Origin of the sequence: Pedobacter hiemivivus (genome assembly GCF_004331685.1) — a bacterium.
Classification (GTDB): domain Bacteria; phylum Bacteroidota; class Bacteroidia; order Sphingobacteriales; family Sphingobacteriaceae; genus Pedobacter; species Pedobacter hiemivivus.
Genome location: NZ_SJSM01000015.1, coordinates 1 through 14292, shown reverse-complemented (window position 1 = coordinate 14292; position 14292 = coordinate 1). Strand labels below are relative to the sequence as shown.

Annotated in this window: 10 protein-coding genes; all 10 read right to left on the bottom strand. The window is 42.7% G+C overall.

Annotation, left to right across the window (positions count from 1 at the left end; translation table 11 throughout):
- Positions 1-270: 270 nt before the first annotated feature.
- Entirely contained in the window at positions 271-1590 is a 1320-nt protein-coding gene (locus tag EZ444_RS19345) for a MutS-related protein (protein WP_131610799.1), read from the bottom strand.
- Positions 1591-1628: 38 nt separating this feature from the next.
- The gene (locus tag EZ444_RS19340) at positions 1629-2933 is read right to left on the bottom strand and encodes a MutS-related protein (RefSeq protein ID WP_131610798.1); all 1305 of its coding nucleotides are present in this window, start codon (positions 2931-2933) and stop codon (positions 1629-1631) included.
- A 12-nt stretch (positions 2934-2945) separates the two neighbouring features.
- Positions 2946-5270, bottom strand: coding sequence for a Gldg family protein (locus EZ444_RS19335; RefSeq protein ID WP_131610797.1), 2325 nt, complete (start codon positions 5268-5270; stop codon positions 2946-2948).
- 9 nt (positions 5271-5279) lie between these two features.
- The gene (locus tag EZ444_RS19330; RefSeq protein ID WP_131610796.1) at positions 5280-6203 is read right to left on the bottom strand and encodes an ABC transporter ATP-binding protein; all 924 of its coding nucleotides are present in this window, start codon (positions 6201-6203) and stop codon (positions 5280-5282) included.
- Positions 6204-6239: 36 nt separating this feature from the next.
- Entirely contained in the window at positions 6240-7001 is a 762-nt protein-coding gene (locus EZ444_RS19325) for a DUF4397 domain-containing protein (protein WP_131610795.1), read from the bottom strand.
- A 26-nt stretch (positions 7002-7027) separates the two neighbouring features.
- The gene (locus EZ444_RS19320) at positions 7028-8464 is read right to left on the bottom strand and encodes a RagB/SusD family nutrient uptake outer membrane protein (RefSeq protein ID WP_165503670.1); all 1437 of its coding nucleotides are present in this window, start codon (positions 8462-8464) and stop codon (positions 7028-7030) included.
- Positions 8465-8522: 58 nt separating this feature from the next.
- Positions 8523-11852: a SusC/RagA family TonB-linked outer membrane protein gene (locus EZ444_RS19315; protein WP_131610793.1), complete on the bottom strand. Its 3330-nt coding sequence runs from the start codon at positions 11850-11852 to the stop codon at positions 8523-8525.
- Between the two features lie 105 nt (positions 11853-11957).
- Positions 11958-13151, bottom strand: coding sequence for a FecR family protein (locus EZ444_RS19310; RefSeq protein ID WP_131610792.1), 1194 nt, complete (start codon positions 13149-13151; stop codon positions 11958-11960).
- A gap of 63 nt (positions 13152-13214) precedes the next feature.
- Complete coding sequence (locus EZ444_RS19305; protein ID WP_131610791.1) at positions 13215-13808, bottom strand: RNA polymerase sigma factor; 594 nt, start codon at positions 13806-13808, stop codon at positions 13215-13217.
- A 230-nt stretch (positions 13809-14038) separates the two neighbouring features.
- Positions 14039-14292, bottom strand: a 254-nt coding sequence (locus EZ444_RS19300; RefSeq protein ID WP_165503669.1) for a transposase, incomplete at its 5' end; no start/stop codon positions are given.

Sequence of the window (14292 nt, the reverse complement as noted above, 5' to 3'; positions counted from 1 at the left end):
AATGAACGCCATTTACCCGGACATTACCCGGACATTACTCGGACATTACTCGGACACTACTTGGGTTGAGCCGAGTAGTGTCCGCTTAACATCCGCTTAACGCCCGTTAATCCATGGTGAATTAAATTACCTCAAAGTACACCCAGATAAAAACATGCGAATTGACAATCAGCATCTTAGTGCATACATTAGGAAAAAAAACTATGGCAAGAACGACCAAAGGGTGAATTGGCCTATAGCTCGGTAAATGCTGTTACTGGGAATTCAGTGTCACCGTTTATTTATCAACTCTAAAATGCCTTCGTTTCTGATGATCATCATACCCTGACGGTCTTCGGTTATGCCTTGCTGCATTTTGTAGGTATAACAAGGCTTGGCCCCATCCATCACAGTAGGCATATAGACGAAGTGAATATTGCTGTGCTCCTGCAATGCCTCTCCTACCTCAATAATATGCGTTGAAACAATAAACAGGCAATCTCTGTACTCCGCAAACGCTTCTGTTACGGCCAGTGTACCATCGTAAGCATCCTTCACATTGGTGCCTTTAAACAATTCATCAAACATCAGCAGCAGCCTTTTGCCACTTGCGGCAGCATCTGCAGCCTGCTTTACTCTTACTACCTCAGCATAAAAATGGCTGTAACCAAGACTAATATTATCGGCTACATTGATAGAGGAATATAAACCCTCTCTTACTGAAAACTCCATTTCAGTGACCGCTACAGGAAAGCCAATATGCCCCAGATACAAGGCTATCCCCACCGACTTCATAAGGGTAGATTTTCCGGCCATATTAGCGCCCGTTAAAAACAACACGTTGCTATTCTCCTGCATAGCTATGGAATTGCCTACGGCCCGATCAATGCAGGGATGGCAAAGATCGGTGGCCAAGAGCACATTTTTTTCTTTGGCCAATGCATGGGCATAAGTAAATCCTTTGTTGCGGGCCACATCACTTACGGCAATATTGACATCCACTTCATAAATAAATGACAAGAGAACTTCCATCTCTTCATGGAGCCTGCTTTTTAATAAATGATCATAAAAAGCCAGGGTTTTAACAGGGATATCTTTGTAGATATCTGTGTTTCGCAATCTTTCCACCTGTTTAATAGATAATATTTCTCTTACTGCCTTAATGCGGTCAGCAAAAGGACCGGGCTTGTGCTGCAGCATTTCTACGAACCCATAACATTTGTTCAGTGTAACGATGGTTGCCTGCAAGCCCTGCACATTTTTTTTGTAGCGTTCATCGCGGGTTAAACTGGAAAGCCATTTTTTGATAAAGGTATTCGCCAGTATCAGTACTGCATTTTTTCCTGCACCCTCATCCAGATATTCCCGCATTAAATTTAGTTGCGGGACATCAAAAGGAAAGCCCGGTTTCTCCTGCTGGAAAAACTGAAAAATACTGCTACGCTTATTGATGGTCGGCGCATCTGCTAATGGATGACGGAACATTTCGGCTAACAACTGCTCGCCGCCTCTTGTCTTTACCTGGTTGAACAAATGATATACCGAACCCTGACGGAACTTGCCCAGCAGGTTTAGTTCTTCTAAGGTTTGCCTATCTATACTAAAACTCATGATTGTTGCTTATAATTTTTTATCAATGATTACAATTCCTATTCCCCGGCGCACTTACGTCCGTTTTTCAGCGTCTCAAGAATTCCTTCCTTTCTGATGATGATCATCCCATGCCGGTCTTCCGTAATGCCCTGTTCCAGGGTATAAGTATATTCGGGTGTATGCCCATTCATACGCGTAGGGAGATACTGGAATTCGATAGTTGGTTTTTGTTTTAACTGCTCTCCTGCTTCAACAATATGGGATGAAATAATAAACATGCTGGTCGTTTTTGCCGCAAAAGCATCAGTGATGGCAACAGATGCCTCATGCGCATCCTTTACGTTTGTACCCCGAAACAGCTCATCAAATATGATAAACAATGATTTTCCTCTACTTAATTCCGTAGCTACTTTTTTTACCCGTAACACTTCTGCATAAAAATGACTCGCACCAATACCCAGGTTATCCGGAAGGTTGATGGTGGTATAAATACCATCCATCACCGAAAATTCCATTGATATTGCCGCTACCGGAAATCCGATATGCGCTATATACACAGCTGTACTCAAGGCACGCAGGAAAGTAGATTTTCCAGCCATATTGGCCCCTGTAAGAAAAATAACATTCTTTTCAGCATTCATCGAAACCGTATTGCCAACCGGGTTTTTCAACTCGGGATGATATACGCCTTCCAGTTTCAACCAAGAGGTTCCTTTGTCCAGCGCCCTGGGAAAAACAAAGGCCCGGTCCACGGCTACTTTTGCCACGGACAAATACACATCCAGGTAGTAGAAATAGCCCAATAGCTTTTCTATTTTGTTTCGCTCAGAAACTCTGAATAGCACATCAAAAGCGGCAACGGCGGAATAGGATAATTTCCCTTTCAATTTTTCCTTTAATGCCGGTTCAAACGCGGCATCTGCCAGCAGTAGTGCAATGCCAGTACGCTCCTGCGCATAAGCACTGATGCGTGTGATCTCATTCTTCTCTATAAACGTATGAATAAGCTGAATGAGTTCAATAACTGAGGTGACTCCATTTTGTATATCTTTTTCACTGAGCCCGCTTTGATGAGCTCCACCTTTCGCATGTTCATTAGCGTTGGTCAGATATTTTTCTGCCATATCAAATAAGGATGCATTGAATGGAAAAGCCAGGTTCAGCTGCGCAAAATGTTCAATAATACTGCTCCGCTTATTGATTTCTTCTTTGTCTGATAATGGGTTGCGGAACATCTCTTCCAGAACAGCTTCTCCACCCCTGGTATGCGCATGATTATAGATATCATAAATACCGCTGGTATCGCGCTTGTTAAAAATCCTAAGATCATCTATCGTTTGATCGTCTGTTTGTAAAATCATTGCTGTTAAGTTTTATTGCCTTTTGCGTCGGATCAATATTGTTGTACCTAGGATCAGCAGTATTGCCGGCAGTATCCATACGAAGATGATCCGCATCATGTTTGCTCTTGCGTACGTGGTACTGAATCTGTCATCAGCTGGTTTGGGTTTTGGCGTGTAATTAGGGAATTGATTATAATTCATCCAGCTGAAGAAGGCCATGCTCATAAAAGCTCCGCCACCTCTGTAATTACTCAGGAAATCGGCATCGCCGCAAACAACAATGCGTTGCTCGCGGTTATTCACTTTCCGGGTGAGGCCAAGCATTACCGGGAATGAATTTTCCCTGGTGTCTCCTTCTTGCGGACTAAATATTGGCGCAACGGAGTCTGTTACCAGTCTGCCTGCTTTCAGCCAGCTTTTGCCTGGAACAGTTGTCATCAGGGTGGCCATTTTAAATTTGCTGCTATCTATAATATGAATAGGAATTGCTCCGGGGAAACCTACTCTAAGGCTGTCTTGTCCTTTGGATTTTTTCAGGTTTAACAGGTAATCGTCGGGTGCGAGGTCTGCACCAGACAGGGTTATATAAGGTATTATCTTTTCGGGTGTCTCATGTTTTGATAACTCCACCAGTATGCCCGGCATCAGCTGTATACCTATTTGCTGAAGCAGTGGGTTCAGCATCTGTTGCTTGCCAGGTTCTCCCAGGATCAGCATGTTTCCGCCCTTGTTGATATACTCCTGCAATTTGGAGATAGCAGTAGCACTCAGCATTGTTTTTGGATCGGCCAATACCAGCGTGGAAATATCAGTAGGAATATCCTGGTAATCCAGTGCAACAGTATCCAGATCAAATCCCTGGTTGATTAACGAGCGACGCTGTTCTTTATCAAGCGAGTGGAAGCTGTATTCTCTTTCCCCTTTCTTGTGAATGTTACGTTCCAGGTTGCCGGTAACATACATTATCACTGGCATTTTTGGTTGCGTCAGCCGCTTGAATGCGGCACCTACCTGCGACTCATCCGGCCAAAAATCATTATCAGTAAAGATTCGGAGAAAAGTGGTTCTGCCTTTGTATTTCAATTGCATCACCAGCCGGTAAGCCTCGGGCTTCAGGTCGATGATCTTGCGCATTTCCGGTGGTGTTTTGAACATAGAGATGTTCACATCGCTGGCATAAGCTACCAGTGCAGCAATTTCTTTCAGGCTTTTGCCGGGAAATCTCCGGAAAATGGTACTGTCTTCATCAGCAACATCATAATAATATTCATAATTGAATTTGATATTGTGTTTGAAGCGCAGATAAGGCTCCCAAAGGGCCCATAGATAATTGTTTCGGCTTTGTGGAAAGCCGGAATACTCGCCAACGCCAAGCAGATTGGTATACAAGGTCACTTCCAGCGGTTCATCCCCCAGCTCTGTGATGATCTTTTGTGTATTTTCATGCAGGGTGTTGGTTTTTCCTGCGGTGGTATCCCAGTAGCCAATTACACCGGGGCGTGAAGTAGCATAACCTATCAGCAATGCAGTGATCATTACTGCCATATAACGGCCTGCTTTTACAAACCATGGCCTTACCTCTCTTGCACCTTGCAGTCTGATCCAGGTAAATCCGAGAAATATGTATACAATCAACAAAAAGTATATCACGTCATTGCTGGTGATCAGCCCTTTCAACATCTTGTGGGTCCTTCCTGAGATGGAAAGAAAATAAGTAAGATCCCTTACAAAATCATATTTCTGCCACAGTACGCCGATGCGGGTCAGTATGAAGATCAGCATAAAACTTCCGATGGCAGATACAATCTGGTAAGTAGTGAGACTCGACATAAATAATCCGATGGCTGTATAAGCGCAAACCAGCAGATAGAATCCAAGTGCGGCAGAAAGTAACAGCCCGTAATCAGCAGATTGAATATCAAACAAGCCGGCTACAATAAAAATACCTAACATGGATAATAATATCATGTTGTAGATCATTACAGCCACATATTTACCAAAAATAATTGTGCGTGTTTTTACCGGTGAAGAGTAAAGCAATTTGATGGTGCCGTTATTAATCTCCCTGCTTATCAAGCCCATGGTGAGTAAGGGAATAAATAAGAACAGGTTCTGCAGCACAATATTAAAAACGCCTTCACCATTTACAAAAATGGATTCCGTCAGAGACACCCCGTAACCTTTAAAGTTCGGATCGTTCATGACCGATACATCCTGAGATTTGGCCCAGGGGCCTATTCCGCTTGTATAAAAAACGGCGCACAGCACCAGAAAAGTGATCGATAAAAACCAGGCTACAGGAGAATAAAAAAGATTCCGCAACTCGTTTTTCGCAATTTTAAATATCAGTTTCATTGTTCAGAGTTAGGCAATAGATTGAGTAGACAATTGTTTGAAAATATCATCGAGCAGGGGCTTATCGAGATTAATCTCTTTAAGTCTCCAGCCGTATTGTACACTGGCAGCAATCAGCCTTTCCGTGATCTCCTCTTCATTGTCAAAATACACACGCAGCTGATTGCTGTTTAAAAAATCAACTTTAGTGACGCCTTTTATTTTTTGCAGTTCGGACGCCGGGGGTGGACTTTCCATTCTCATGAAAATACTATTGGGCTGAACATAATTATTGAACGCATCCATTGTATCGGAGAAGATGATCCTGCCTGCTTCAATCATTACTATTTCTCTGCAGAGCAGGTGTATTTCTGAGAGTATGTGAGAAGATAGCAGTACCGTATAATCGGTTCCGATTTCCCTGATCAGCTTCCTCACTTCAATCAGCTGATTCGGGTCGAGACCATTGGTGGGTTCATCCATTACCACCAGTTTAGGTTTGTGGATAATGGCCTGCGCAATGCCAACACGCTGCCGGTAGCCACCCGACAGATTACGGATAAGCCTGGTGCTGAAATGCGCTATACCGCAGCGTTCTTTTGCTTCTTCAACGGCGCTGTTGATTTTGTTGTTTTCTATTAATCGAAGCTCGGCGCTGTACGTCAGAAATTCATCAACAGTGAGGTCTGTGTACAGTGGCGGATTCTGTGGTAAAAAGCCAATCTGTTTTCTGGCGGATTCCGGCTCCTTTCTCGTGTCTGTCCCGTTGATATAAACACTGCCGGCTGTCTGGTTCAATACGCCGCAGAGGATATTCATGGTGGTAGACTTGCCTGCCCCGTTAGATCCTAGCAGTCCTACGACCCCTGTCTGATCAATGTTCAGGTTGATATCCTGTATGGCCCAGGCACTAGAATACCTATGGGATAATCCCTCAATTTTTAATATGCTCATAAAATGATTAAAATGTATAAAAGAAAAAACGACCTGTCAATGAGTAATTAATAAAACCTTTTGCGCATCGGCGCCTGTGCCGCCCGGCTTCCCTATCAATGCCAGCGTAAAATTGCGGAAGAGCCAGGGATTCGGGTATTCTATTCCCGGGTCATTCACATAAGAAGTGGTGTAGTCAGCTATCAGTGTGCCACTGACAGCATCACGGAATTCAAAGGTATAATCATTAATATTGACACCAACTGCGTATTTTTTAAAGTCGGTAATGCTTTTGAAAGAAATAGTCGCGGTTTCTGAACCATTTGATTTTCCGACAAGATTTACGCTTAGGGCTGCGCTACCCGGAGAAAGGTTTACAAAACGAATGCCCATAAGGCTGTCAAGTTGGCCATAATAGGGGAGCGTTTCTTTTAGTAAAAGCATGTCGGGAGTGCTGACGGTTCCTGTTAAGAACAAACTATAAATAGAGCCAACAGGAAGATTCAGCGTCATATCAAAAAGTGGTTTGCTTTTGTCGGTGGTATCGGGGTAATTATACAATGCGAGCCGCTGCTTGCCGCTATAGGAGGTAAACAGATTGCGGTAGTTGCAGCTGTTGTAATCAAGAATACGTGCCAGGTAATAATCAATGGGCTCAGTGCCTTTGAAATTGGTTACCAGCTTTTCACAGCCCACAACAGTATTTACTATCGTAATCGCTGCCGTTCCGGGAAGGGAATTTTCTTTTTTACAGGAGATCATAACCAGCAGGAACAATGCTATGCATCTAAGGCAATTAGGGAAGAATATATGTCGCATAATATTAAGATTTGTGGTTTGTATTGTTAATAGCCTGGTGTTTGGATCAAAAAAGTACTTTTCATTATTTCCTCTAAAGGAATGGGATATAACAACTGATGATCTCCGATCCAGGGTAGCTTTAATGGATTTGTAATGAGTACATCATGCGCTCTTCCGGTACGCTTGAGGTCGAGCCAGCGGTGTCCCCATTCAGCAAACAGTTCCACCTGACGTTCTTTGGCAATTGCTTCCATCACCTGGATTTTATTTAGTGTGTAAGGTAGTGCCGGTAAATCTGCTCTGTCTCGGATGATGTTCAAGTCATCGATGGCAGCCGATAGTCCGCCGGGAGCACCATTTACAATTGCTTCGGCTCTGATCAGGTATTGCTCTGCCAGGCGCATCGGCGTGTAGTATTCCACTTCAGGCCCGCCCACAACAGAAGATCCAAGGGCCAATTTGTATTTGTAAGGATACCAGGTGGTACCTTGCGGTGATCCTGTGGCCATTGAATTGTCAGTGTTACCTGTCCATTTTACCCATCGTTCATCCCCTGTTTCAAATGCATTTTTCAATTCCTGAGAGAGGCCGAAAATAGGCGTACCTGTATTTGTTGAGTAAGCGGGCACCATAATATTTCCTTCAGGTGTAGCATTTCTTAGGAAGTAATGCCCTGTAGCAAGTCCTAATTGCCAGATCGCTTCGCGGCTAATTGTTGAGAAAACATTGTTCAGGTCAGCCTCCAGCTTAAACAGTGAAGTTGTATTGATGATTTCTGTTGACAATGCTGCGGCATTGATATAATCGCCCGTATAGAGATAAACTCTTGCCAATAAGGCTGCTGCCGCCCATTTATTGGGCCTTGTCCTTTTACCCTTACCCACTGAATAGTCAGCCGGCATTAATGTCATGGCATCTTTCAGGTCTTTTATGATTTGCAGGTAAACATCTCTTTGCGGGGCTCTTGGCAGGCTGATCGTTTTATGGAAATTGATCGTGAGGGCAAGGGGGACATCACCAAATAAATTGCTGAGATAGAAATAGGTAAAAGCGCGAACAAATTTTGCTTCTCCCGTCAATTCTTTCCTCACACTGTCACTAAGTAAAGAAGATGTGGAGGCTTCGACTCCTTCCATAACGGAATTGGCTCCATAAATAGTGGTATATGCTGTACTCCATACCTTGTAAGAACTATTACTGTTATTAATGTTGAGCTTATTGGTACTGTAAGGATAGAAGTTGGTTTCGCCGGTGGGGCCGGCATAATGAAACAGCTCGCCAGAAGAGAGCCCTCCCAGTATCGTAATGAGTCCACTGCTGAAATTCTGAGTTGGGGTATCGTCAGGACCATAGGCCATTTTACTGTAAACTCCTGCTATACTGCTTTCAGCATCTTTATCGTTGCTGAAAATTTGAGTGGTTGTCATAGTATCATTAGGGTCGGGAATTGAAATCAGCTTTTTACATGAGCTATTTATCATACTCAATAAAAGTAAGAGCATCGTTATAATTGGTTGTTGAATGCGCATAAATATGATTTTAGAAGTTAAAGGATAAGCTAGTGGTAAATAGCCTTGGATTAGGCACGTTTGACGAAACATCAACTGTAGGATCTATGCCTTTATAACGTGTGAGGGTAAAAATATTCTGAATATTAAAAGAGAAGGCGCAACTCTGCATACCGGCTTTTTTGACTAATTTAGCAGGGAGCGCATAACTTAAAGAAACATTATTAAGCCTGAGGTAAGAAGCATCGGTATAAGCACCGTCGGAGTCTTCCAGTGTATTAGGCGATGTTACTGAATAGCGTGGATATTTCGCAATATCGCCGGGCTTCTGCCAGCGGTTGTTCCGTACTTCTTCGGGCAGGTACAGGTTGAGCATGGAACCCGGGATAATATGGAGAAAAGGAGTTCCGCGTGATTGCCGGGTGAAATCAAAGCCGAGACTCAGACTAAAATTTTTATACCCGAAATTGCTGTTGATACCTCCGGAATAGTTTTGATTACCATCCTGTTCAATCATTCGGTCATCTCCCGGGGTAGTACCAAAAGAAGCATTGTATGGTGACCTTATTTCTCCGTTCTTATCGTAGTCTTCATAACTATATGTCCCGGTTTGAGGATCTATTCCAATATAATGAAGCAGGTGTCGAACACTGAGTGACTTGCCGATAGAATAAATTCTGGCGTCCGGCGTAAATTCCAGACCAGGGTACGACAGGAGCTTGTTCTGGTTGGCACCTATGTTAAAGGAGACAGACCAGTTCATATCTTTTTTCTCTATCAGCTTTGCGCTGAATGATAGGTCAAGGCCACTGTTCTGAACATTGGCTGTAGAATTAACACGAACCACAGAGAAACCGGAATGGATGGGCGTTTGCTGTAGTGTTAACTGGTTGCCCGCCCGCTTCCGGTAATAGGCTACGTCCAGGCTGATCCTGTCTTTCAGAAAGCCCAGGCTCATGGCTCCTTCCAGCTGTTTATTTGATTCCCAACGGTATTGCTGGTTCACGGCATGAATGGGAATTAAAGCACCAATGCCATCGTATTTATGCAATAGCGCATTGTAAGCCGGGTCTATGGCACTCCATTGCGAGAGGTATTCATAATCACCGATTTTGTCACTACCGGTTAGTGCATAGCTGCCTCTGAATTTAACAAAACTGAAAGCTGAGGGGAGGATCTTTTTCATCCATTTTTCTTCCGAAGCTATCCATGCCAGGCCAAGGGATCCGAAATTCCCAAACTGTCTGTCTAGCGCAAAACGGGATGAACCATCGCGCCTGACATTCAGGTTAAGGATGTACTTATTTTCCCAGTTATAATTGATGCGGCCGAAGACTGCCGTATATTTATATAGACTGGAAGCTTCAAATAGCCGAATATAGGTTGCGTTATTAACACTTTTAAGGAGTGCGTCACTGGTATAACCATTGGAATTAATTGTGCTTGCGCTTGTATTGGTGTTCTGCAGGCTTCCAGCTACCAGAACACTTAGATTTCCTTTGCTGATAAATCCGGAATACGTTAGTTGTGGTTCAATGTTCCAGTTACTATTGTTTGTTTTACCAAATATGGCACCACCTATCGGATTATCCAAGGGATTCTGTGACGCGATCGGGTTAAAAAAATTGTTGCTATTCAGGGCATTGTTGTACCCTGCATTAACGCTTAGCGAAATACCTTTAATCAATTCATAATTTATATTGAGACCGCTAGTAAGTAAATTGTTTTTGGCGAGTCCTTGTTCAAAAATATATGAAAATGGATAGCTGATTATTGCTCTTGCTGAATTCCATTCTGCATAGTTAGGTTTGCCTTTACTGTTGAAGATAGGTGGTGCATTGGGTGGTAGGCTGAAGATATTAGCCGGATCAATAATAGCATCCACTTTTGAAAAAGCATAACTGGCGAAAAGCGTAACGGCTAATTTTTGGTCCAGGCTACGATGGAACGCATTGAAAGCAATGGTAGCGCGTTGGTTGGCACCAGACCTAGCCATCTGGTCTGCCTGCTCAGTGTAATTTGTGTTGATACCAAAGGTGGTTCTGGCATCTCCGCCACTCAGCCCTGCCGAAACAGATGTCATACTTCCGGTACCTAACAGTTCCTTTTGCCAGTTCGTGTAACGGGTTGTATCCCATAAAACCAGATCCGGGGCATTGGCTGCGGTAGGTTGTATGCCATCATTTTTAAATGCTTCGCGGCGCATGGCCAGGTATTCCCGGGTATTCATCATTCGAGGGTAAGGGGGCACATCAGTGATGCCCTGCGTAAGGTCCATATTGAATGTGGTTTTTCCCGGTTTTGCTCTTTTGGTTGTGATCAATATGACACCGTTTGCTGCGCGTGAACCATAAATGGCTGTCGCATCGCCATCTTTCAATACTTCAATACTTTCTATGTCCTTTGGATTAATATTGAACAAAGGGCTCTGTCCGCCTATAGGGGAAAAACCACCCTGCGCAAAACCCGGTGAAACGCCATTTGTACGTGGGGCATGTTTTACATCCAACACCGTCAATGGAATCCCATCTATGATGAACAAAGGCTCTGACGAAAAATTCTGGTTGACAGAGTTTCGTCCTCTTATTTCTACTTTCACCGGTGCGCTTGCGTTTCCATTGTTTTGGGAGATCACCAGGCCCGGCACTCTTCCCTGCAATGCCAACAAGGGGTTCATTACAGGTTGTTTTGCGATTTCTTCAGCAGTTACTCTACTGATATTTCCCGTGGCGAGTCGTTTGCTGGTGATTCCGTAAGCCTGGACCATTACGCCATCCAAATCATTTTTGGTCTCCATCATCAAGACAGAAATATCCGTTCTTCCCTGTACCGGCACATTCTGGGTGTTATAGCCTATAAAGCTAATACTGAGGGTATCGTTGGTCCGTACATTTTGAATCCTAAATTCTCCTTTGGCGTTGGTCATGCTGCCCAAATGGGTACGTTTGATAATTACGCTGGCGCCGCTTAAGTTTTTCTTATTGCTATCGTAAACGAAACCATGAACGGCGCCTTTGGAAAAAAAACTGCCATCGGTTGTGATGTTCCCATTGTCATCATTTTTATTGGATAGCACCACGGTCTTTTCAAAAATGGTGTAGTTAATAGTGGTGTTTTGAAAGCATGCTTTCAAAACAGTTTCGAGGTCTGCTTTTTCTGCCTGTACAGACAGCTTTCCTGCTGTTTTTAATACTTCTTTATTGTAAGCAAAGGTAATCCCTGTTTGTTTTTTGATTTGGGCGAGCACCTTTTCCAGCGGCACATTCTTCAGCGAAAGTGTAATGGTTGGGGGTTTCTGCCCAAAAAGTTGAATACTGGTTAGCAGACAGATAAAAATCAGTGATAGTGTAAAAAATTTCATACAAATTGGTTAGTTTAGGTTGTATATTTTTAGCAATAGTCTTCCCGTCTGGACCTATTAACAGGTCTTTTTCATTCTTGATTATTTATTAAAATGCTTAATTCTTCAATTGTTATTGACATTAGGGGTAACGATGATCTTTTTACCCTCTACGATAAAATGTACATTATTAGAGACTTCCAATATTTTTAACGCCTGCGAAAGTTTGGTATTGCGCGGTATTTCACCACCCAGCACGACATCAGGTAACTTGCCTCTGTATTCCACCTCTAAATCATACCATCGCGAAAGTTTACGCATAATACCTGCAATATTTTCATTATTGAGATTGAAGTAACCATTCTTCCAGGCTATTGCCTCTTCTGTGTCTGCATTTTCCACTTTGATTGTATTGCTGCCATTGGAGATAATTGATTGCTGCCCGGGAGTTAGGTGTTGTGAGTTGCGAGTTGTGGCTTGCGTATTTTGGTGTTTGGTTAAGGCGGTTACCCGTACTGAGCCTTCTAAAAGCGTGGTTTTTATATTTGGTTCATTGGTATAAGCATTGATATTAAAGTGCGTGCCCAGTACCTCTACCTCCTGCCCCTTACTTTCGACAATAAAAGGACGTTTTTTATCCTTAAAAACCTCAAAATAAGCTTCACCAACCAACTTCACCCTTCGATCTACGCCCTCATTTAGAGAGGTAGCATAAGTCAAGCTAGAAGCGGCGTTAAGCGCAACCAAAGATCCATCAGGCAAACGCACATGATAGGTTTCTCCATTTGCAGTAGATAATGTATTGATTTTATTTTCGTCAGCCTTAGCCTGATCTTTAACTTCATAAACCAACTGCCCATCAGCAGTTTTAGTAATGCTCAAACCCGCCTCTTTCGCCAACTCCCCATTCATCGCATCTGACAAAACAATTCGTTTACCACTAGCCAAAGTTAAAGTTGCACCACTTGATCCCGGAGCCACATCATTCGTATAAGCCGAGGTTTGTACAACCTTACTGGTTTGATTCCTATACAACAACACTCCGACACCAACAACTAAAAAAATAGCAGCCGCAGCAGCAATACGTGGCCAAAGGACTGAGCGTTTTGTACCCATACGGTTAATCCTTTCCATGAGGCTTTCCCAACTATCTACCCCGATTTTATTGAAGCGTGCATCTTTGCTAAGATCATCCTTCATTGGTGTCCTTGATGAAGCCTTCATGTAGGATTGCTCCAATAGATTCCTTTCATCGGATGTAGCCTCTCCTGAAAGGTACTTGTCAATTAATCGGTCTAAGTCTTGTTTTGAATGTTCCATAATTGTCTTCTATATACAAGACGCATATAATTGATCCAGGGGGACATTTATGGTAAAGATTTTTTAAAGTATCAGTAAAATGGAGATTCCGGCATAATTTCCAAGCCTAAGTTTTAAAGTCCTGATCGACCTGTGAATTTGTTTCTTTACCGCTTCTTCGGTCATATTCAGTCTTACCGCAATTTCCTTGTTCGTTAAGAACTCTTTCCGGCTCAACTCAAATACCACTCTCATTTTTCCAGGCAATTGTTCGATTTCCGCATCAATCAACCTAATCAATTCCCGCTCATCAATGCACTCTATTGTGGTATTGTCTAATTGATTCAGTTCCTCCATCACGATATCAACGAAATCAGGATTCACCTTTCTTTTACGGATTAGACTAAAAATCCTATTTCGGACAGCGACAAACAGGTACCCTTTCAAATTCGATTTGATTTGTAATTCCCCCGATTTCTCCCAAAAGGAAAAAAAAGTGTCCTGAACCAAATCTTTCGATTCATCTTCATCTCCCAGAATTTTGAAGGTATGCAGGTAAAGCATATGCCAATGCCGCTGGTAAATTTCAGTAAATGCCAACTTATCTCTTTCTTTCAATAGAAGGATCAGTTCTTCGTCAGTAAATTCACCATAATTTTTAACAGCATTTACATCCACAACTTATCTGGTTGGTTTTTATGTCTTTAATTTAGTTTTTGGGGAACGATTATCTTAGATATAAGCATTTTCCAGCTCAATTATAACTAATTATTTTGAAAAAGCAGCCATATCACTTTCGAAGTCAAAATTATCCCCCCAAGAATTCCGCTTGATCCCAAGAATTCCGCTTGATCCCCATTGATCGGATCAATCCCAAAAGTTGTGGAGCAGGCGTGAATTTTTGGATTTTAAGCATACAATTGAGTTAGTCTATACAGGAAGAATTCTATGTTTTTCACACCTCTAAACAGATTTCTAAAAGCCTTTATTTTTGCATTAAAAGATTCCGCGGAAGCATTAGTAGATCTGTTATCAAAGTAGTTCAATATAGTCTGATAATGGTTCTGTATGGACCTGGCAATTGTATTAAAAGACTTGAATCCCGTTTGCCGTACTTTTTCATGCCATTTGGCCAATCTCGCCAAGGCGAAGACTTTATCTG